At 61.1% G+C, this 18,928-nt stretch carries 20 protein-coding genes and 1 pseudogene; 3 read left to right on the forward strand and 18 right to left on the reverse strand.

Features of this window, described 5'->3' with window-relative positions; genetic code table 11:
- Positions 1 to 313: 313 nt before the first annotated feature.
- The 3 genes and pseudogenes from A9Q02_RS14080 to A9Q02_RS14090 all read right to left on the reverse strand — a co-directional run bounded on the left by A9Q02_RS14080 (position 314) and on the right by A9Q02_RS14090 (position 2,358).
- Positions 314 to 1,585 carry an FG-GAP repeat domain-containing protein gene (locus A9Q02_RS14080; protein ID WP_097653724.1) on the reverse strand — a complete coding sequence of 424 codons (1,272 nt, stop codon included), beginning with the start codon at positions 1,583 to 1,585 and terminating at the stop codon, positions 314 to 316.
- A pseudogene (locus A9Q02_RS25210) lies at positions 1,582 to 1,830 on the reverse strand (helix-turn-helix domain-containing protein); the annotation flags it as partial. The gene A9Q02_RS14080 and the pseudogene A9Q02_RS25210, both read right to left, overlap by 4 nt.
- Before the next feature lie 159 nt (positions 1,831 to 1,989).
- Positions 1,990 to 2,358 carry a hypothetical protein gene (locus A9Q02_RS14090; protein WP_097653726.1) on the reverse strand — a complete coding sequence of 123 codons (369 nt, stop codon included), beginning with the start codon at positions 2,356 to 2,358 and terminating at the stop codon, positions 1,990 to 1,992.
- 223 nt (positions 2,359 to 2,581) lie between these two features.
- Here A9Q02_RS14090 and A9Q02_RS14095 point away from each other — a divergent pair, with 223 nt between their 5' ends.
- Entirely contained in the window at positions 2,582 to 2,986 is a 405-nt protein-coding gene (locus A9Q02_RS14095) for a DinB family protein (protein ID WP_097653727.1), read from the forward strand.
- On the opposite strand, the gene A9Q02_RS14100 is transcribed toward A9Q02_RS14095, so the two are convergent.
- From A9Q02_RS14100 to A9Q02_RS24280, 6 genes are all read right to left on the reverse strand, one after another.
- Positions 2,937 to 3,578, reverse strand: a complete 642-nt coding sequence (locus A9Q02_RS14100) for a SanA/YdcF family protein (protein ID WP_205712668.1) — start codon at positions 3,576 to 3,578, stop codon at positions 2,937 to 2,939. The two genes, A9Q02_RS14095 and A9Q02_RS14100, sit on opposite strands and share 50 nt — an antisense overlap.
- A 310-nt stretch (positions 3,579 to 3,888) precedes the next feature.
- Complete coding sequence (locus A9Q02_RS25215) at positions 3,889 to 4,143, reverse strand: HsdM family class I SAM-dependent methyltransferase (RefSeq protein ID WP_216361522.1); 255 nt, start codon at positions 4,141 to 4,143, stop codon at positions 3,889 to 3,891.
- Positions 4,071 to 4,310, reverse strand: a complete 240-nt coding sequence (locus A9Q02_RS25420) for a hypothetical protein (RefSeq protein WP_216361523.1) — start codon at positions 4,308 to 4,310, stop codon at positions 4,071 to 4,073. The genes A9Q02_RS25215 and A9Q02_RS25420 overlap by 73 nt, the downstream gene beginning before the upstream one ends.
- Before the next feature lie 200 nt (positions 4,311 to 4,510).
- On the reverse strand, positions 4,511 to 4,945 hold the full coding sequence (locus tag A9Q02_RS14115) for a hypothetical protein (RefSeq protein WP_097653730.1): 435 nt from the start codon (positions 4,943 to 4,945) through the stop codon (positions 4,511 to 4,513).
- Positions 4,946 to 5,391: 446 nt separating this feature from the next.
- Positions 5,392 to 5,721 (reverse strand): hypothetical protein, encoded by a 330-nt coding sequence (locus tag A9Q02_RS14120; RefSeq protein ID WP_141508920.1) that lies wholly within the window; start codon positions 5,719 to 5,721, stop codon positions 5,392 to 5,394.
- Between the two features lie 164 nt (positions 5,722 to 5,885).
- Positions 5,886 to 6,152 (reverse strand): UPF0175 family protein, encoded by a 267-nt coding sequence (locus A9Q02_RS24280; protein ID WP_097653732.1) that lies wholly within the window; start codon positions 6,150 to 6,152, stop codon positions 5,886 to 5,888.
- Between the two features lie 73 nt (positions 6,153 to 6,225).
- Here A9Q02_RS24280 and A9Q02_RS25065 point away from each other — a divergent pair, with 73 nt between their 5' ends.
- Positions 6,226 to 6,564: an ISAs1 family transposase gene (locus tag A9Q02_RS25065; protein ID WP_097653733.1), complete on the forward strand. Its 339-nt coding sequence runs from the start codon at positions 6,226 to 6,228 to the stop codon at positions 6,562 to 6,564.
- Positions 6,557 to 6,892 (forward strand): ISAs1 family transposase, encoded by a 336-nt coding sequence (locus A9Q02_RS25070; RefSeq protein ID WP_097653734.1) that lies wholly within the window; start codon positions 6,557 to 6,559, stop codon positions 6,890 to 6,892. The genes A9Q02_RS25065 and A9Q02_RS25070 overlap by 8 nt, the downstream gene beginning before the upstream one ends.
- Before the next feature lie 109 nt (positions 6,893 to 7,001).
- Here the strand turns inward: A9Q02_RS25070 and A9Q02_RS14140 are convergent, their stop codons facing one another.
- The 9 genes from A9Q02_RS14140 to A9Q02_RS14180 all read right to left on the reverse strand — a co-directional run bounded on the left by A9Q02_RS14140 (position 7,002) and on the right by A9Q02_RS14180 (position 18,467).
- A complete protein-coding gene (locus tag A9Q02_RS14140; protein WP_097653735.1) occupies positions 7,002 to 7,439 on the reverse strand; it encodes a hypothetical protein in 438 nt (145 codons plus the stop codon).
- Positions 7,440 to 7,509: 70 nt separating this feature from the next.
- Entirely contained in the window at positions 7,510 to 10,554 is a 3,045-nt protein-coding gene (locus A9Q02_RS14145) for a zinc dependent phospholipase C family protein (RefSeq protein ID WP_097653736.1), read from the reverse strand.
- Between the two features lie 15 nt (positions 10,555 to 10,569).
- Positions 10,570 to 11,655, reverse strand: coding sequence for a hypothetical protein (locus A9Q02_RS14150; protein ID WP_097653737.1), 1,086 nt, complete (start codon positions 11,653 to 11,655; stop codon positions 10,570 to 10,572).
- Positions 11,656 to 11,685: 30 nt separating this feature from the next.
- Complete coding sequence (locus A9Q02_RS14155; protein WP_245860551.1) at positions 11,686 to 11,955, reverse strand: SDR family NAD(P)-dependent oxidoreductase; 270 nt, start codon at positions 11,953 to 11,955, stop codon at positions 11,686 to 11,688.
- A gap of 47 nt (positions 11,956 to 12,002) precedes the next feature.
- Positions 12,003 to 12,404, reverse strand: coding sequence for a hypothetical protein (locus A9Q02_RS14160; protein WP_097653739.1), 402 nt, complete (start codon positions 12,402 to 12,404; stop codon positions 12,003 to 12,005).
- A 91-nt stretch (positions 12,405 to 12,495) separates the two neighbouring features.
- The gene (locus A9Q02_RS14165) at positions 12,496 to 13,434 is read right to left on the reverse strand and encodes an SDR family oxidoreductase (RefSeq protein WP_097653740.1); all 939 of its coding nucleotides are present in this window, start codon (positions 13,432 to 13,434) and stop codon (positions 12,496 to 12,498) included.
- Positions 13,435 to 13,501: 67 nt separating this feature from the next.
- A complete protein-coding gene (locus tag A9Q02_RS14170; RefSeq protein WP_097653741.1) occupies positions 13,502 to 13,828 on the reverse strand; it encodes a GNAT family N-acetyltransferase in 327 nt (108 codons plus the stop codon).
- 271 nt (positions 13,829 to 14,099) lie between these two features.
- Complete coding sequence (locus A9Q02_RS14175) at positions 14,100 to 15,026, reverse strand: helix-turn-helix transcriptional regulator (RefSeq protein ID WP_097653742.1); 927 nt, start codon at positions 15,024 to 15,026, stop codon at positions 14,100 to 14,102.
- Positions 15,027 to 15,266: 240 nt separating this feature from the next.
- Positions 15,267 to 18,467 (reverse strand): ATP-binding protein, encoded by a 3,201-nt coding sequence (locus A9Q02_RS14180; protein ID WP_172450985.1) that lies wholly within the window; start codon positions 18,465 to 18,467, stop codon positions 15,267 to 15,269.
- Between the last annotated feature and the right edge of the window lie 461 nt (positions 18,468 to 18,928).

The following is an 18,928-nucleotide window of genomic DNA, read 5'->3' on the forward strand; positions in this document are numbered from 1 at the left end:
CATCCGTAAAGCGAGGGGCGACCGAAGCGGCTTGCACGCGGGTGACGAACTTCGTCGGTGAGTTTGACGCCCACGCGCACTCGCCAAGATCTGCAATTCTGCGAGTAGGCCATGACCGGCGCGGCAATACGACCTATCTGCGTGATGCCGATGGCGCTGAGGTCGTGTGATCGCGGCGCAAAGCCGTGCTTACCCGCCGTGCTGGTCACGATCTGGTCACTGAGATTACGGTGCGCGAGAAGGAAATTGATGATAATCTGCCTAAGAAGCTGTCTAGATCAAAATCCTTTCGTTATAGCCAAACCGACTCCCATTAGCGACCACAACGGGCATCGCGGCGGGTCTGAAAACGCCCATCGCCCTGATTAAACCAGACCTGGCAGCCGCGCACATCCGCGACCACAATGTCCGGCAGGCCATCACCATCCACATCGCCCACGCCTACCGCGTCATTGGCGCTGTACCGAATGCGCGAACGAATTTCGCGCAACTGCCCCTGGCCGTCATTGCGCCAGACGCGTGCGCGGGTGTTGCCGGCCGTCACCAGATCCAGGACGTCGTCGCCATCAAGATCGACGAGGAACACCTGCCGGGTTGGGCCATTGTTCACTTCGCCAAGCAACGTAAAGAAGCCCTGCCCATCATTGATCCAGATCTCATCGGGGCCGGCGTTGCCGACCACGGCGTCCAGGAATCCGTTTCCGTTGACATCCCCGAGCGCCACGGCCCAACTCTCACGCTGCCCTAACGCTTGCAGGCTATCGGTAAACATGCCGTCGCCGTCGTTGAACCAGACCTCGTTGGGCGTTTCCCACACGGGGTCGCCGTGAATCTGGAGGAACGTCAACCCGTTGGCGACAAAGGCGTCGGGGCTGCCGTCGCCGTTCAGATCGCCCAGGGCGACCGCCGTACTCCCCGCGTGTCCCAGGCGCTGACCGGAGTCGTGGAAGGCGCCGTTCCCAGCATTGAAGAACACCATGTTCTCCGGGATCAAGCGGACGGGGGCACCGGCAGCAGGAAAGCTGACCCCACCGCAGCAGTTGGCGACAAAGATGTCCAGGCGGCCATTCCCATTCAGATCGGCAAGGGCGACTCCACCGCTGATCCAGCCCTCATGTTCGACGGCATGCGGGTGCGCCAACGTCCCTGCGCCATCATTCACAATGATCGTGGGGTTGGGCAGAAACACGGCGTCGATGAACTGATCTCCATCAACATCGCCAAGCGCCAGGGCGCCGAAGCTCATCTCGACCGGCAGGCGTGCGCTGGCGGTGAAGTTGCCGGCGCCGTCGTTGTACAAGATCTGATACTGGATTTCACTGGGAAACGTGTACGGCTCGCCAAAACGACCGTTTGCCACGACGATATCCTGTGCGCCGTCGCCGTTCAGATCGGCGAGCGCGACCTGTCTGACCTGCGGTGGGCGCTCAAAGAACCCGATACATCCGGTCAATACGAGGAGCGGCAACAGGAACAGCAAGCGATAGCAGCGGTTGGAGATAGCCGGCTTGACGTCATCCTCAGCCTTCAGCAAGATCTTCAGTTCATCCGCGGACTCCGTAATGGTCGGGACTATCCGGTTCATGGCACCCTCTTCGATACGAAACAGGTAGCTTCAGTTGCTGTACCGTGAAGCGGCGGTACCAGATTGGCGAAGCTAAACTGGCTTGCGCCGGCAGGGTTGTTCCACCAGCGGTTCTTGCGCTTTGGCACCAGCGCACCCGGCGTCACCCCGAACGCTTTGCGCACATGCCGTGTCAAGTGACTCTGACTGGCGAAACCCACCATGTGAACGACTTCGCTGATCGAAAGGTTCCCCACCATCAGCTTTTCTTTCGCTTCGGTTCTTCCGCGCTTTCATTGCCTGGAAAAGACGGGCATTCGGCGCGATCTGAAAGTTGGCAACAGGTGATGGTGATTGTGCATCGCCTGCGGACGGCCCACCCCCGACGCCCCCGAATTGGGTGAAATTCTTTGCCTTATGGCCGTCTACCGTGCCCCGCGCACCTCGCGCCCCAGCAGGCCCAAGAGCACGTCGTAGGGCCGGGCATTTTCGGGGTGCCACTCAAAGCGCGCCCGCTCGAAGTACTGCACTTGGTACTCGCGCCCGTCGCTTAACCGCTCGGTGATCAACCCGGTGAGCGGGACGCCAAAGAGCGCCTTGCTCTCTTCAAGGCTAAAGCCCCGCCGCGCATCAAGGTTGAGGCCGTTGGCCCGATAGACCTCAGCGAAGCGGCCACACACGTTGAAGTTTGTCTCACTAAAGAAGAGGCAGTTGGCCTGGGGGGGGTCCCGCGGCTTGCTCTGCCAATCATAGCCACGCTGCGCGAGCGCATCTTCCCACCTAGCATACCCCACTGTTGCAGCTTTGTTGCATGCAACAAAGCTGCAACAAAGCTACAACAAAGCTGCAACAAAGCTGCAACAGCGAATGGCAACCCAAACCTTGATGGGAGTGGAGAAATTTGTACTAAAATAGATATGGTACGAGCAGTTTGATGCCGACCAGTGGGATGTCCAGATTGAAATTGTTATTCGCAGCGGCGTGGTTGAGTGGCTCGAACAAGAAGTAAGGCGGGCAATGAACAAGAGTGCAATCGTTACGTTGATCCACTTCAATTTTTGGGCAAACAACCGCATCCTTGCCGCATGCGAGCGTATTTCAGCGAACGAGTTTACCCGCGAACATACCCCGGATTCCGGCTGGGGGAGCGTGCGCGGTATGCTCGTGCATACGCTCGATACCGAGTACGGCTGGCGTATGGTATTGCAAGCTCAAGACGGGGATGTTATCCTGCAGGCCGACGATGTTGACGATGTGGCGGCGCTGAAGAACCGTTGGCAGCTCGAACAAGCTGCCTGGTTCGCGTACGTAGACGGCTTGAGCGAAGACCACATCAATCAAGGGTATGGTGATGATCCACCTGAGCGGGGCCTTACTCGATGCCTTCGTATGGCCCGAGGAAGGTTGGGCGTGGCCGTGTGACATGGACATCAAGCAGGGCTTTCACCGTCGCCAAGGCTTCGCGCGCTGTGTACTGAGCCAGCACGGGCGGTGCATACCGGCCCCAATCCGGGACGCCAACGCCAACGGCATCTACCCCTAAGGCACGACAGGTATAGACGGCGCGGGGCATATGGTAGCGTTGGCTGACGAGCACGGCCTGCTCAACCCCGAAGATCGGCTGGAGCCGATAGCACGACTCGTAGGTCGAGAAGCCCGCGTAGTCGAGGGTGATGTCGCGCATCGGTACGCCGAGACTCGCAGCATAGCGGGCCATCACGGTCACCTCGTCATACGTGGCGTGGCTGTTGTCGCCCGTCATGAGAAGCTTCTCCACCCGCCCGAGGTGGTAGAGGTTGACCGCGCCCTCAATGCGTTCGGCCAGGATGCGCGTCGGGCGATCACCGCGAACGCCCGCCCCAAAGACGACCGCGACCCGCGTTGGGGGTGCGTCGGTCGGCGTGGTGACGCGGAACGGGGCTGTTGCGAGATGGCTGTAGCTCAGGGCGACGAGCGGAATAAGCAGGCTCAACCCGAGGCCCACAACGATGAGGCGGCGCAGGTTTTTGAACATGATCGGCATACATCGGTTCAGACGCTCAGGGCTCGCCAGAGGTTGCAGGCTGCGGTCGCCTTACGCTCATTGAACGCGACATCCGTCTCTGCTTTCTCTTCCCCCGGCCCTTCGCATTGCGCGTTGTGCGCGTCGTCGTCATGTGCGTGGCCTGAAGCGGCTGCGCGTGATGCGACCTGCCCATCACAGTGGGCCGTCGTCCGTGTCGACCAACCTGCTCCAGCAATCGACTGATGCGTACCTTGATCTTCGACTTTCAGGCGTGCGCCCTCGGCCTGCACGTCGCCACGCTAGCGATGGCCCTCGACCCTCAGTTCGTCGTCATCCTTTCTTTGTCGTGGGACTGGCTCTTCATATATTCGTAGGCGGCGAGCAGAAAGCCGCCGGTGCCGCACGCGGGGTCGCACACGGTCTCGCCGATTTTGGGACGGACGCATGCGACGATCGCCTCGATCACCGGACGCGGGGTAAAGTACTGGCCCGCGCCGGACTTTACCTCGGCGGCGTTTTTTCCAGTAGGCCCTCGTAAATCTGGCCTTTTACGTCCACGCCGATGCCGATCCACGGGCCTTCGCTGGCAATCAGCGAGACGATGCGCTTGAGCTTGGCCGGATCGGTGAGCTTGTTCTGCGCCTTTTTGAAGATGGTGCCGATGAGTCCCGGTTCGCTACCCAGGTTCTCTAGCGTATGGCGGTACTGGACTTCCAGCGCGTCGCCGTCCTGGGTGACCAACTGGTTCCAGCGGTATGCGGGGGATGATCGACTCCTCGCTCAGTAACTCGTTGTGCTGCTCCTCGTAGGCGTCCGTGCTCTCCTCACAGAACGGCTCACCGCGCAGCAGCATGGAATAGACCGTGCGCGCGAGCTTGTGGGCTGTCGCCGCGGTGGCCTGCTGCGGCCCCTTGCGCGCCCGCATCGCCCTGAAGTAGGCGTCAAACGAGGAGGCGGAAGGCACAGATCGCCACGTCAGGCCGGAACGAGGTCTGGAGCAGCCCAAGGGCATGGAGCTTCTGTCGCCACTGAGCGTCGTTCCAGTCGCTCTTACACCCCGGCACCATCGTGACGTGGCGACCGTTGACCAGATAGGGCGTGATGCCCCGCTGCTCCAGCAATTCGTCGATGGGCACCCAGGCGACCCCGGTCGACTCACGTGCCACGGTGTCAATACCCAGCGAGACCAGCCAGTCGACCAGGGCGTGGAGGTGAGGAGGAAACGTACCGAAAACTCGTACGGGCTCAGCACAGCGATCGGGCGCAACCACAGCCACAATCTCGGTGCCGCCGATATCGAGACCCGCGGCGTTGGGAAAGACACAGGGCATACCTTCGATGCGACCAGGCTTGGTAGGCGCGGGGACTCGAGACATTGCAGCTCTCCTGAAACAATGATGGAATGGTGACGACCAGCCCTGCCGCGTCGGGAAGGACTGTCCTGGTCGCAGGGCTGGCCGCCCTGCGAGTGGGGTCGTCTGGGTCGTCAACGTCAAGCGTTTCGGCGGCGGGAGCTGGCTGTTCAGGGCAGTGGGTCGTCATCACAACGATCCTCTCGTACCGCCCTGCATGCAACGGGTTTTTGGGAGCATGGTGTCCAAGGGTAGTCTAGCACATAGGGGGTCCAACGAATCACGGGCAACCGACGCGAACGAGCGGAGCTTATGACAACAACGGCACCACCTCCTTCACCGGACACCAGGAACGCAGCAGATGCTGATGAACCTAGTCTAGAGCGAAGGAGGGGGTGGGGAGGAAGGAACGCAACGGCAGGAGAGACCCGGATGACCTCTGAGGCCAAGCGAGGACGACGCAGCGGACGTCAGGCCGCCGCCAGTGCCTGCACGTGGGCGATCGCGTTGATCCCGATTGGGCGAATCTGCGCGGCAGGCACGGTCATCACCGCGACGGTCTCACCGCGCAGGGTCAGAAACGCGACGGTCTCCGTCGACGCTGTCAGCCGCTCGACCTGCGCCATCCGCGTGATGATCGCCGCCACGTCGGCAGGGGTGATGATCTGCTGCGTCCAAAAGAGGCGCAGGATCGCTGGTCGATCAACCACCTCGATCCCCTTGGCCTGGCCGTAGCGCACGGCGCGCTGATCATTGCTGAGCACGATCAATCGCTTCGCATTCGCCCCTGGAGCAAACAAACAACCGCTGCAGCACCGCAACGGCGTCGGCAGCATCAAGCGAACTGAGCATGTTCGTGTCCCTGACGATGCTCGCAGCAGCCCGTACGTTTTCACATGTGGCGTAACATGCAAGCCTGGGAGCGAAGGCGGGACGCCCTTGCTCCCAGGCCAAGGGTGAACCGTCACAGCAGCCCCTGGCGCACCAAACGCTCGGCACGATCATCAAGCTCATCGGCGGAACGATCTTCACCAGGGCGCTGCATCACGCCGCGCACCTGGAGCGCGTCGAGCAGATCCCAACGGGTGGTGCCCGCCAGTTCAGCGGCACGACCGAGGCTACAGGCATCGGCGAGGTACCATTCAACCGCCTCATTGAGCGTCGCGTGGTCTGGTAGCACACGAACGCGTGTGTTGCGGTGTTGGCACATCACCCCCCAGGGCGATTGCATCTTCATTGCGCTTCGGGCACGGAATGCGGCATGATACGGCCAGACGAATCCGCATGGTGTTTGGAGGTTTCGCATGCCTCCAGTTCGAGAGCTTGCCTTGGCGTCTTCTTTTGCAACCGTCAACGACCCACGGATCGAGCGCACCAAGGCGCACAACCTGCTCGATAGCATCATCATCACGCTTTGTGCCGTGATCGGTGGTGCCGATGACTGGGTCGGTGTCGCGGAGTTTGGCACGAGCAACGAGGCGTGGCTGAAGGAATGTCTGGGACTTCCCAACGGCATTCCTTCCCACACTACGTTTGGACGGGTGTTTGCGCGCATCGACCCAGAGCAGTTTCAGCAGCGCGTTCTGCCGTGGATCAAGGCCGTCCAAACGGTGCGAACAAACGTGATTGCGATTGATGGTTAAGACCCATCGGGGCAGTCACGACCGACCCAACGGGAAGGCCGCGCTGCACCTCGTCAGCGCTTGGGCAACAGAAAACCACGTGGTGTTGGGCCACATTGCGGTGGACGACCCATCGAATAAGTTGACGGCGATCTCCCAATTGCTTAACCTGCTTGACGTGCGCGGCGGTACCGTAACCCTGGATGCGATGGGCGGTCAGACCGCGATTGCGGCGGAGATTCGTGATAGACAGGGTCACGACGTGCTCGCATTGAAGGCCAATCAGCCGACTCTGTATGCCGATGTCCAGGCCCTCTTCGCCGATGCGCGGGCGGTGCTCGGAATGTAAGATGCAATCGCCCTAGTATTAAGGCACGCAATGAGCGCATAGTACAGCAAAACACCGAGCGTGCCTGAAGCAGACGCGCTCCAAATCATCTGCGACCACACGTCATCGATTACCAAGACAGGTATAGCGTGATCCCGACTATGATGACCAGCACATGCGGCAAGGCCACTGCGGGCCAGAGAAAATGGCGTCCAATACTCTTTGTACCGCTCTGTCGCCATGAGCGCACCCAAAACCGGGTAATCTGAAGGGGGCGAATACTCTGGTCGGCACTCACAAAGTGCGCTTCTATCGCCTCAATTCGCCCGTAGTACGACTGCTGAAACGTCTTCCAGAGCGCGTCAATAATCCAGAACCCGAGCGCGGCGCCGGCTGCAACCAGAAAGACCAGGGGTGCTTTGCTCACAAATGCGCCGGTGATCGCCGCGAAGCTGAACGTCACACTCCAATTTTTGATGCCAATCGACCGCTGATCGAAATCCTCCACCGTCTTCTGAAGATAAAAGTATTCTTCTTTCAGTAACTGGTTGGGTGACGGGTCGCTCATTCACTCCTCCTTAAAAATGAGTGAACCGAGGGTGCAGATGTTGATTCATCCATTTTTCTCCAACGATGAGCTAAAAGAACCCCTGATGATTCGGAGTGCCTCGTTGGATGAGGGGAAAATTGACGTGAGGGTTGTGTAACTCTGCGTCCAACGCCGCCAAGTCACGGGCCACGTTGTGCAGTACTTCCGCCGTAATCGGCGTCGGCACCACCAGGGGGAAGTTGCCCACCAACCCTGGAACCGGATCGCCTGGCACAATGATCTGGTCGTAGCCAAGGACAACTCGCGCCAACCACGTTCGTGAATGCTGATCGACCATCGGAGCGACGAAGAAGATTTTGACCTGCTGTTGCAGGAAGTTACGTTCCTCGTGGCCTTGGAGGGCAAAGGCGAGCACCGCGTTGAAAATGATTTGGCTTCCCTGACTGTAGCCGATCAGTCCGAGCGGTCGCTGTTGCTTAAAGGCATCGTAGAGCAGCGCCAAGAACGCCACCGTGGTCGGATTACCAATGGATGGGACAACGATCGGGCCTCTGGTTTGGATCGCCACCTCACCACTAGCGAGCTTGGCAAAGTTGGGCTCATTGAGCAACGACGACACAACCAAGAACGGCCAGCGCTTATCATTCAGCGCCTGGAAGACATCGAGCAGCGGGATCGGGTCAAACCTGCCACTGCGGCTATTCTCGGTCGAGGTAGGGTTGCGTCCAAGCTCGACCTGTATTTTAGGAATTAAGAGCAAATTGTCGCTCCAGTTCGGTACGGTATGTACCCGGATCCGATCACGCGCCCCCTGGCGAAAGAAACGCTCAAGGTTGTCGGCCTCGTAGAAAGCGTTATAAGCGGGGGTAAAGATGCCATTGACGTGGTACACATTCTCGCGTCGGGTACGCCCTCGGACACGCAGTCGGAAGCTGAGGATTGTACGCCAATCATCGGGATTGCGGGTGAGATGGCGAACGAACTGGTGCGGGATGGCGGCCTCTGAAATCGTCAGGGGTGCCACCCGCAGTTGCTCAGGCCGACGGTGATCGTTGTAGCTTTCGAACTTGGCTTTGAACTCAAACTGCTGGTAATCATCGCTTTCGCTGCGGCACGTTGCCTTGCCGTCGTCAGCGATCCCAAGGAGCCCCTGGGCGATACTGAGGGGATTGTCTGCACCGACGACGAGGCCCGGCTGTGACCGCACGAAGCTCAGTTTGCCAAGCACAATGGGGTCAACAACGTGGGGCAAAATCCCGGCCCAGGACTTGGCGGCGTACCCCCTGTCGCCGTCAAGATTCCAGTTTGCATAGAGCACGGCCTGGGGTAGTTGCGATTGCTGGCCAAAAGTGTTTTGAATGAGGTATGTACATAGATCGACGGCATTGCCAATCGTGCGCCCTTCCTGGCGTAAGGCTTGGCTCTCGGCGGGGCTAGCGGCCATCGCGTAGGCGTGCAGGGCCGACGGATCAAACCTCTCGTCGCGGATAAAGGCCGTCGGCCGTGCCGGAGCGCTGGGGGTACCAGTATGGAAAGCTGGGGTTGTCTTGCGACACTCGTTATTGAAGTTGGGTGGGATGAGGTGCGATTGACGCTGGCTTCGCGCCATCGGATAGGCACGCTTGGTTACGCCGGGCATGAAGTGCAACTCGGGATCAAAGATCTGAAAGAGGCTTGCGGACAGTGCATCGTCGAGATCGCTAGGTGCGGGATAGACCAACCCGTTCCATACCAAGATCTTGCGAATCCCCATGAGCATGTGGTAAAGCGCCAAGTCGATCCCATAGAGGATAGCCAGCAGAGGGGCTACGGCGATATAATTGCCCAGAGCGATGAGATCACGTAGCATACGCACCAGAACCAGGGCCGTCTCTAGGGCCCACACCACGGTTTCAGCGAGGTAGCTCATCCAGGCACCGGACCAGGCCTCTAGCGATAGTCCCGCACTCTGGAGCCCCACGAGGAGCGCTTCCAGCGTAAATCCGGGACCACCCAGAGCATTGGGGAGCAGGTTGGGGGGGAGGAGGTCGGGTGGTGAAGGCATCGGCTGGAACTCATTCAGAGCGCTCATCAGGTCGCTGAGAATCTCGGACGCGCCAGCAAATGGCTCGATCGGACGGTTGTCAGCTTGACCGCCGATTAACTTGAGAGCCTGCTTCATCAACAAGAAACTCGTCTTGAGATCACGTGCATTCAAGAACCCAGCTTCACTAGCTGGTCGCCGCCCATCCGTGTTGATCCGCAGCGGGTGCAGTTTGTTGCCGTAGGTTGCGGCGAACGCTCGACGCAACAGGTTGTTGATCTCATCAGGGAGCTCAGTGAAGGTATCGAACTGGAGATCCTCGAACAGGTGCTGATAGATCGGCTTGTCCTTACTATGCACCTGTGCATATTCCCAGGCGTCCATAAAATTCTCGACAGTGACGTGGCGCTGCACCGCTAGGCGATACGGGGCACCGACGATCTGGTTCACAAAGGGGTGGCCCACCAAATCGGTAGCGTAGTGCGTCAGATAGCCCATTGCATAGGCCTTCTGCGCGTCGGTTGTGGCTAACGCCACCAACTGAGCGGCAAAATCCCCAGTGTTGCGGTAGTGCAGCATGTCGAACCAATACCAGTCGGGCTCTTCCCGGTTGTCTTGGCACGGCGGCTTGAGAAAGTTCTCAAACATCTCGTTCAACACCCGCACAAAAGGGCTGTAGAGTGACCCGTCCTCAGCGTGAGCGGTGTCGAGGGGGGAATGGCCGACGAGCAGGCCCGCAGCAATGGTCGTGTTGAGCAACGTCTCGAAGTTATTCTCGATCGATTCCAGCTGGTCGTTGATCGTGGTGAGTACGTCGAGAGCAACGAACTCGAGCGCTTGATTGACCACCTTCTCGGCTTGATCCAACGCCGCTTCTACCCCCTCGACCAGCTGAAACAGCCTGAGCAGGTAGTCATACAGCGGCGACAAGGGATGCAGGAGACCATAGTCAGGTGCAAAGAAGAGCATATCCGGGCCGACCGCCCCAAGGTTCGTGTATGGACGATAGTGCTGCATCAAACTGGCTAGCTGCGTGGCCTCGCCACCCGCGCCCCGTAACTTCGCAATGACTTCATCAACAACGATGCTGTGGATCGCGTACTTAGGCACTCTGTCACCTCCGCTTCAGATGCTTGCACTGCTGAACACCTTACGGTGGGTCACATACAGGCGGACATTATCGAACTGCACAACCCCATGCGCACCCCGGTCAGCGATCAGCCGGATGACCGCACTCGTGGCATTCCCGTCAAGTGGCCGGCTGAACCACCAGTTGACCCAAGAGGTTCCACTCGGCGTATTCACCACGTTGATCCGCTCGGTGCTGATCGTTCCGGCCGTGCCCTGAATTTCCAGGCCGACCAGTGCCGATGCGGAGCCCTGTACCCGCGCTAGACCCGAAGCATGAACCACCAGATCACTGCGGGCGTTCAAGAACGGCGGCGCGAGGTTCGCCAAACTCACCTGCTGCTTCAGCTGGGAGCGTGCAGGCGTAGTATTGGTGGTTCCAAAGTAGTGCGCGAAATCGAGCCGCGATCGATTCCAGTTGACTGGTAGCGACAGGGGGAACGAGAGGCTTGGTCCTCGCCACGTTTGGGTCGGCGCACCTTCCCGAAAAGCGCTATCCAGATCATGCTCCTCCCAAAAGTCGTGTAGATTGCGGGCGGGCCACGCCCAGTGGAAGCGGGGATCAAATCCCGTATAGGAGAGGAGGTTGAACTCGGGCCTCAGGGCATCAACCATGGTGGTCGGCAAAGTGTCGAACAGCGGATCAAACGCCACGACTTGGTACCAACTCAGCCCCTTGGGGTAATCCTGGAGTTTCAGTTGAAACTCTTCCGTCAGGCTCCGCCATGCAGGCACTTCTGGCAAAATCTTCCGGCGCACCTCGCTTGTCTGGCCCGTCTGCCGATCGCGGACGCGCAGTTTCACCACGGTTCCATAACTCGCACTATCGCCCCGGTTGCTGATCCTGACGGTGATTTTGCCCTGGTTACGTACGAAGGTCGAGCGTGTAAAGTCCACTGCCTCTTGGTTATCGCCGACCACGTACAACTGGGGTCGTAGCACCTGGGTGTCGCGTGTGATCGGCTTACCACGGATCACATCATTGCGCACGCTGGTACGCCGGTAGCGTTGTTGAGAACGACTGCGCAACAGTTCACGTAGGGCTGTGATAATCTCTCCGTCTTTACCAATGACTTCAGGCATCAATACCTCCAGTCCCTCTCTGGCAACGCTTCACATACAACGATGCAGCTCGCACACGTGCATCACGTTCATTGGGAGCGCCTCAAGCGGGTGGTGGGATGCAATAACGACCTGGCCGAGCGTGCCGCTCGCGTCGATGATCAGTTTGAGTTCAGCAGCAACGCTGTGCAGGTTAGCCGAGGAGCGCGCGATCAGCACGAGCTGCGCACCGGCCCGCCCGAGCGCCAGGGCAAGCGCCCGGCCGATACCGCGCGAGGCGCCCGTGATGATCGCTGTTTGTTGATTGAGCTGACGCATCATTTCTCGGCCTTATCCCAACCCTACGACAGTTGTGGCAAACAGATAGCTCACGAGATGCTTGTCTTCGTCTGGGCGACGGGCCGGGCAAACTGGAAATACCCGAAGCTCAAGGCAAAGAACAGCCAGATCGCGACATTGATCCAGCCGAGTGCATTCGTCACGCCAGCAAGCTGGCCAAGCAGCAGGACGACAAAGCCGATTGTGTCCCCGACGACAACGGCGAAAACGATAGCCCGGAGGGCCGGATCGGAAGCGTCGGCGTTTCTGGCAAGCCAGAGCAACGTGCCGAGAAGGATGACCATTGCGCCTAGGAGTTGCGCGATCAGGCGTCCCCCTGGATCCAACGTGATGCCGAAGAGGATGAGGAGCGGGACGGGTGCGAGCAGCATGGGGATTCCGAACACGAAACAGACGATGGACTTGACGGCCATCAGGTTAGTGAGTTTCATAGTGGCTCCTGCTTCTCTATACCTTTTCTATCGAATAACGTTTCCCTCTCGGTAGCGGCTCGTTGGTATCAGTTACGCTGATGCTTCGGCCTTACGTACCGGGCATTTTTGCCTGCACCCTCGCGCTCTCCACGCTGCCCGGCACACAGTGCGCACGAATCCAGTCGTCGAGGCGGGTCAGGCTGAGTGGGTAGCGTTCGAGCAGCGCCGTTGCGTCGAAGGTCGTGTCGTGGATGTCGTCGTGGAGCGCGAAGGCCATGACCTGGCTGAGGCCGGGATGCAACGGCCAGAGCAGGCGTGACATGACCCGCAACACACCGCGTGGTACGTGCGTCACCTTTGCACTGCGCCCCGTCAATTGCTCGAACAGCGTCACGACTTCGTTGTTGGTCAGGTTGTTCGCGGGCGGGCCGCCGATCTCGATGGTCTGGCCCACCGCGCTTGGGTCGGCCCAGATCTGGGCGATCAGCTGGGCAATGTCCGGCACCGCGACGAAGTTCCGCCGCCCGGTGCCGCGCCCGAAGATCGTTACGTTGCCCTGCTCGATCAGCGCCTTGCCGAGCAACTCGTAGGCGTGGGTTTCGAGAAAGGCCGTCGGGCGCACGATCGTGAAGGGGACGCCGCTCGCTTGTAGGTACTGCTCGGCGGCGTACTTGTAGCGCAGAAAGGCCGAGGGATGATCCGGCGCAGCCCCGCGCGCCGAGATATGGCAGAAGTGGCGCACTCCGGCGGCCTTCGCTGCGTCGATCAGGTCGCGGTGGCCCTGGTCATCCACCAGCGCCGAGCGCTCTGCGCCGCGCCCAAAGATCGCGTGCGCCGAGGCCACTACGTGGCTGACCCCGGCACAGGCCCGCCGTAGCGAAGCAGGGTCGCGCAGATCGCCCGCCACCACCTCGGCACCCTGGGCCTTGAGGGTGGCGAGCCGCTGCTCGGGCTGCCGTGAGAGCGCCCGTACCGCCGTGCCCGCCGCCAGGGTCTGCTGGGCGACCGCGTGACCGAGCTTGCCGCTCGCACCGACGATCAGGATCATGACTGTACCTCCCTTGTGTTCTCAACACTCCGCTTCGCTCACACCCCAGCGGGGAATGGCGCAGCAGTCACGGCATACATTTGGAGATCGCGTGGTTCACCCCGCCAATCAAGCGTTGGTCGGTGGAATGTTCGATCTCCCACGCGCCAAGCCCATCTCGTTCATATTCTGCGATAAACTCATCAAGATCAGCTTGAGCCTCTGCCAGGGATTGGTAATGTGTCCAGGGTGTATAGCGATCGATTTCGGGGTCAGATGCATAGTCGAACAGGTCTTGAAGATCATCCTGCCGCAATGCCCGTAAGGTCAAGCGCGGTGTCGTCAAGGTCGGGAAGGGGGTAAACAGCGCTGAAAGGGGCGACGGCGCTTCAGGTGCAGAGATAGAGTCCGTCATAGGGAGAACTCCTCGTTGTCGTGTGCTTCTGCGCTTGCCCGATCACGCTACGATAACCGCGAGCGCACCTGGTGCCGGGAAGGGCACTTCGCCGCCTTCCTGGCGGCCTTGCGCGACAACCTCGACGTTCTAGGGTCAACTCGACGCCTAGTGTGACGTTGTAGGGTCAACTCGACGCCTGGTGTTCGCCCTACGACGTATAAAATGTTCGATACGATTTGGTGCATGTAAGGTAGCACAGCAGGCCGCAGATCGCTGTAACATTCTTGCGCTATCCTTGTCCGTTCTTGCGCTTCGGTACCAGCATACTCGGCGTCACCCCGAACGCTTTGCGCACATGTCGTGTCAGGTGACTCTGACTGGCAAAACCCACCATGTGGGCGACTTCGCTGATCGCATGGTTCCCCGCCATCAGCAACGTCTTTGCCTGCTCCACACGGCACTGCAGGACATATTGATAGGGCGGCAGACCGGTGGCCTCTTTAAACGTGCGGGCAAAGTGATAGGGACTGAGATGCGTCAGCGCGGCCAATGCCTCCAGGGTGATCGCTTCACTCAGATGGTCGTGGACATAGTTGCGGATGCGCTGCAATGCGTCCGCCGAGAGGGTGCCTTTCACCGTCACCAGGCTTGGCGGAGCGACCGCATAGGTGCGTAAGAGATGGAGCGCCAGCGTACGCAAGAGGCTTTCCAGATAGAGCATGCCAAACAGCCCCTGCGTCTGCAGTTCCCCGAGCATGGCCTGGCCGATGGCATGCACCAGCGGATCGGCACGACCGAGTTGCGGCATGAACTCGATCTGATCTGGGGCACGCCTGGTCTCCTGGACTGCGGCCTTCACGCTCAAGGCCGGCGGCACACTCACCATCAGGGCTTCGCCCGCACCACCGGCATCCCACGTACAGGTGTGACCACGTGGAATGAGCGCAAGATCGCCGGGCATCGAGTCAGTGTGCATCCATCGATCGAGCTTGATCGACAGTCGCTTGGGGATACGTAGGTGAATAATCAGCAAATCTTCCACGAAGGCCGGGGTCTCAAAGGGGGCCAAGAGATCTGGCTCGTGTCGTCCACCCCGAACTGCAACGCCCTCTGGCAGATGGGGCGGGAGTGGGTGCAAAGGTTCAGCCTTCGGCCCAATGGTATACGGATCAATCTCGGCAAATGAGCACAAATCCAGCGTTCCTGAGGTGACCATCAACCTTCCTTTCACGTGAGTCTGGGCCTCAGTCGAGTCGGAGCAGAGTGCGAAGGCGACCTGGATGCAGTTCAGGGAGGTGTCACAGAGAAGACGAAGGAGCCCGGTAGAGCGCAGATCGGCGTTTCTCCCCTTCTCGCGCAGCCGCCATACGGAGCCGGTATTGTTCTGGGTGGGTCTGGCAAAGAGGATAGCATGCGGTGCGTGATACCAGCGTGATACGGTGCGGGTCAAGCGCGCTCAGGCATGGCCGAGCGCCAGCGCCGATGCGAGCGCGCATTCCAGCAACTCCCGCGCTTCAACGGGGCGTGGCACCGCCCAGGCCTCCAGTGCCGCGACGAGCGGGACTTCTATTTCCGGTGCAAGGGCTTGCTGACCTGGGGCGAGCAGGTGGCGTGCGGCGTCGATCGCCTCGGCGTCGCGCCCCTGGGCCAGGGCGATGCCAATCAGCGGCCAGAGCGCTTGCCAGCAGAGTGGGTAGTGCCCCATGTGGGTCGCCCACGCCTGCTGCGCCTGCTGCGCAAGGCGTTGCGCTTCCGCCAGTTTGTCACGCTGCCAGGCCAGCCAAGCAAGATTCGCCAGCGCCGCGCCGCGATAGTCGTGCATCGTCTGCTGCGTCGCTGCCTGCAGCGTACGCCGGGCGTATTCCTCAACCGTTGCTGGACGCCCCTGACGTCGGAAGCAGATCGTGAGGTAGGCAAGGCAGCGCGTGCGCAGCGACAGATCGCCCGTCTGTTCCGCTTGTTCGAGCGCTTCCAGCAGCGTCTGCTCGGCTTCAGCGAGGGCGTGGTTCCAGAGCAGTTTGAAGCCAAGCCGGAATTGGTAGGCGGTGCGTTGCTCAAGCCCACTGTCGGGTGGCAGGGCAGCCATGGCGGCGTGGGTGTAGCGCACAGCTTCTTCGGACGGTGCATAGCGCAGGTGACGGCTGATTGCGGTGCCAAGTTGTGCAAAGAGCGCCGCACGTTGCAGTTGGGTGCCGTGGTGTTCGATCAGCGGCTGGACGCGAGCCAGCTGTGTTGTCATCTGCGCGGTACGGTTCCACCAGTAGAGCAGGCTGATCTGATCCAGCTGCACCTGGCACCACTCCGCCCACCAGTCGGCGCTCGCATGGTCGGCGGGTGCGCCGAGCAGCGCTTCCGCCGTCTGGTACGATCCGTCGATCTGTTCGTAAGCGGCATTGGCGGCATAAAGCACCGTGCCGATCTTGCGGTGCAGCCGCGCCTGGGCGATCACCTGCGCAGACGGAGTCGCGGCCAATGCTGTGCGGTAGCTCTGTTGCGCTGCCGCGTACGCGGCCTGCCAGTGCTGCACGTCGCCCAGGTCTTCGTAGATCTGCGTCGTCTGCTGATTCCGCTCGCCCCCTGGGGGCACATCGTCGAGCAGCGCAACGGCCCGCTCCAGGGCTGCGTGCGCCTCCGTCTGGGCGAAGATCCGCCGCGCCGCCTGCGCCGCCTGGCGATAGGCGCTCAGCGCCGGGGGTGTTTGTCCGGCCAATGCGTAGTGCTCCGCGACCTGTCCGGCGACCCGGTCAGGGGCATGGGCATACACCGCCTCCAGGGCGACAGCAACACGCCCGTGGAGTTGCCGCCGCCGCGTGCGGCTCAGCTGGGCGTAGGCAGCGTCACGTAGGCGGGCGTGGCTGAAATCGTAGCTGTCGACGTCTTGCTCACGGATAATCCGCCGCCGCCAGGCCTCATCAATGCAGGCGACCAGGCGCGCCTCAGCGCCTGTATGGGCATGCGCCAGGACGCGATACGTGAAGGCCTGCCCAATGACGGCCGCCAATTCGATCATCGCCCGCGCTTCCGGCGAGAGTTGATCCAGCCGGGCCCCAAGCACCTGGCGCAGCCGTGGGGGCAAGGTCGGGAAGGCAGGTTCGCCAGCGGCGAGTCCGGCCCGCACCAGTTCGACGACAAAGAGCGGGTTGCCTTCGGTTGCGCGATAGATCTGGGCTTGCTGCGCTGGAGCCAGCACCTGCCCGGTGAGTTGCCCAGCGAGTTCGTCGGTTGCGCCACGATTCAAGGGGCTGAGCTCGATCCACGTCACCTGCACCTGACGACTGAGGTGCGACTGCCAGGCCCGCAACCGTGCGTCGAGGGCGTGATCCTCGCTGCGCACCGTCGCCACGACGAGGATCCTGACCGCGTGCGCCGCATCGCGTTGCAGCGCGAACAAGAACTGAAGCCAGTCGAGCGTGTCGGGGTCACACCACTGCAGGTCATCGAGGACAAGCAGGAGGGTCTGGTGCCCAGTGAGCATGCCGTGGGCGAGGGCCTGGAAGAAGCGGGTACGCTGCCACGGCTCGTTGAGTGGCTCGGGTGGTGGTAGATCGGGCCGCGTGGTGAACACCTCGGGTAACAGGCGGCTCAGTTCGCGCAGCCAGGCGTCGGCCAACGTTGGCAGTGGACGCTGCTCGCGGAGCCAGGTCACCAGCGGTGCGTACGCCAACTGCTCCGTCGTCGCATAACAGGCAGCGGTAGCGACCCGCACTCCCTGGCGGCCAAGCCAGGCGGCCAGTTCTTCGGCCAGACGCGTCTTGCCGATCCCGGTCTCACCGGCAATCAGCACGAGCCCGGGCAAACCGGCGCGGGTCTGCTGCCAGGCCGCCTGCAGCGTGGCCAGTTCCGTCGCACGGCCAACCAGTGGCGCGATGGCGGTAGGCGGTGCAGGAGCTTCACGTGGCGCAACCGCGGAAGCGATCCGCTGGGCCTGCTCGTAGGCCGCGATGGTGGCAACACTGGGGCCAATGCCAAGCTCGCGCTCAAGGGTCGTGGCGCAGGTGTGGTAGGCGCGCAGGGCGCCGGCGCGGTCGCCGCTGTAAGCAAGGAGGCGGATCAATGTGCGATGGGCTGGCTCGTGGAGCACGTCTAACTGTAGCACCTGACGGGTAGCTGCGATCGCTGCCGCCGTATCGCCCTGCTGCTCGGCGAGCACGGCCAGACGCTCGCTGGCCTCCAAACAGGCGTTGCGGAACTGCTCGCGGTGGGTGAGTAGCCACTCGTCATACAGGCCGGGCAGGAGATCACCCTGGTAGAGCCGACAGGCTGTCTGGAGCTGCGCGCGGGCCGTTGGCAGATCGCCAGCCTGCTCGGCATCGTGGGCGGACGCGAGCGCGACCTGGAATGCGGCGACGTCGAGCGACCAGGGGATCTGAGCATCCCAGGTCAGGCTCTGGCGATCGCTGCGCACCAACTGGTCGAGCGGTGGGAGGGCGCGCCGTAGGCGGCGGAGCAGGCCGCGCAGGTTCGCCAGCGCCTGAACGTCACTCGAATCGGGCCAGAGCTGAAACGCGATCTGCGCACGGCTCAGGGGGGCGTCGCGATGGAGAGCGAGGTAGCCCAGTAAGGCCTGGAGGCGCGGTGACTCAAGGCCGACGAGCAGTTGTCCCTGGATGGCAACGGCACACCCGCCAAGCAAGTGGATTTCAACGGTATCTTCCATACGATCCTCAGCGGCTCTCGTGCAGCGGTACATGCTGCACGGGCGAGGCCTTCAGACCATGGGTGAAGATCGATGTCTGACAAGAATGTAGATGAGATCTAGTATACAGCTTCGAGTGGGCATGGTGCAAGCGTTTTATCACGAAAGCACCACTGGCGTCCTGGCCCGGTTCCTCGCCCGCCGCACCGTCGCCCACGGGCCGCTGGTACGCCGGATCATTGAACGGCGACTCTGCGTGCACCGACGGAACCGCCAAAAACAGCATCAGCACCAGTGTTGAATGTCAACTAGATTTGCCGCCCGTTCTGCCTCACGAACGATCTTACCACATTCATGAACGATCTTACCAGGGCGATGGCATCATACGAAACCGGACACAAAAAGACGCTCTCTGTGGCAGCATGTGCATGCAACCAGCGGCGCAAACGGCGGCACCCGGCAACAACGAGGCACCCGCAAGG

This window comes from Candidatus Chloroploca asiatica, assembly GCF_002532075.1.
Lineage (GTDB): Bacteria > Chloroflexota > Chloroflexia > Chloroflexales > Chloroflexaceae > Chloroploca > Chloroploca asiatica.

Excerpts from the sequence above, each read along its gene's own strand:
- A9Q02_RS14175 (WP_097653742.1), bottom strand. The coding sequence starts at position 15,026 with ATGGTCACCTCAGGAACGCTGGATTTGTGCTCATTTGCCGAGATTGAT.
- A9Q02_RS14170 (WP_097653741.1), bottom strand. The coding sequence starts at position 13,828 with ATGACGGACTCTATCTCTGCACCTGAAGCGCCGTCGCCCCTTTCAGCG.
- A9Q02_RS25070 (WP_097653734.1), top strand. The coding sequence starts at position 6,557 with ATGGTTAAGACCCATCGGGGCAGTCACGACCGACCCAACGGGAAGGCC.
- A9Q02_RS14155 (WP_245860551.1), bottom strand. The coding sequence starts at position 11,955 with ATGATGCGTCAGCTCAATCAACAAACAGCGATCATCACGGGCGCCTCG.
- A9Q02_RS14080 (WP_097653724.1), bottom strand. The coding sequence starts at position 1,585 with ATGAACCGGATAGTCCCGACCATTACGGAGTCCGCGGATGAACTGAAG.
- A9Q02_RS14165 (WP_097653740.1), bottom strand. The coding sequence starts at position 13,434 with ATGATCCTGATCGTCGGTGCGAGCGGCAAGCTCGGTCACGCGGTCGCC.
- A9Q02_RS14180 (WP_172450985.1), bottom strand. The coding sequence starts at position 18,467 with ATGGAAGATACCGTTGAAATCCACTTGCTTGGCGGGTGTGCCGTTGCC.
- A9Q02_RS25065 (WP_097653733.1), top strand. The coding sequence starts at position 6,226 with ATGCCTCCAGTTCGAGAGCTTGCCTTGGCGTCTTCTTTTGCAACCGTC.
- A9Q02_RS24280 (WP_097653732.1), bottom strand. The coding sequence starts at position 6,152 with ATGCAATCGCCCTGGGGGGTGATGTGCCAACACCGCAACACACGCGTT.
- A9Q02_RS14150 (WP_097653737.1), bottom strand. The coding sequence starts at position 11,655 with ATGCCTGAAGTCATTGGTAAAGACGGAGAGATTATCACAGCCCTACGT.
- A9Q02_RS14115 (WP_097653730.1), bottom strand. The coding sequence starts at position 4,945 with ATGTCTCGAGTCCCCGCGCCTACCAAGCCTGGTCGCATCGAAGGTATG.
- A9Q02_RS14095 (WP_097653727.1), top strand. The coding sequence starts at position 2,582 with ATGAACAAGAGTGCAATCGTTACGTTGATCCACTTCAATTTTTGGGCA.
- A9Q02_RS14140 (WP_097653735.1), bottom strand. The coding sequence starts at position 7,439 with ATGAGCGACCCGTCACCCAACCAGTTACTGAAAGAAGAATACTTTTAT.
- A9Q02_RS14100 (WP_205712668.1), bottom strand. The coding sequence starts at position 3,578 with ATGTTCAAAAACCTGCGCCGCCTCATCGTTGTGGGCCTCGGGTTGAGC.
- A9Q02_RS14160 (WP_097653739.1), bottom strand. The coding sequence starts at position 12,404 with ATGAAACTCACTAACCTGATGGCCGTCAAGTCCATCGTCTGTTTCGTG.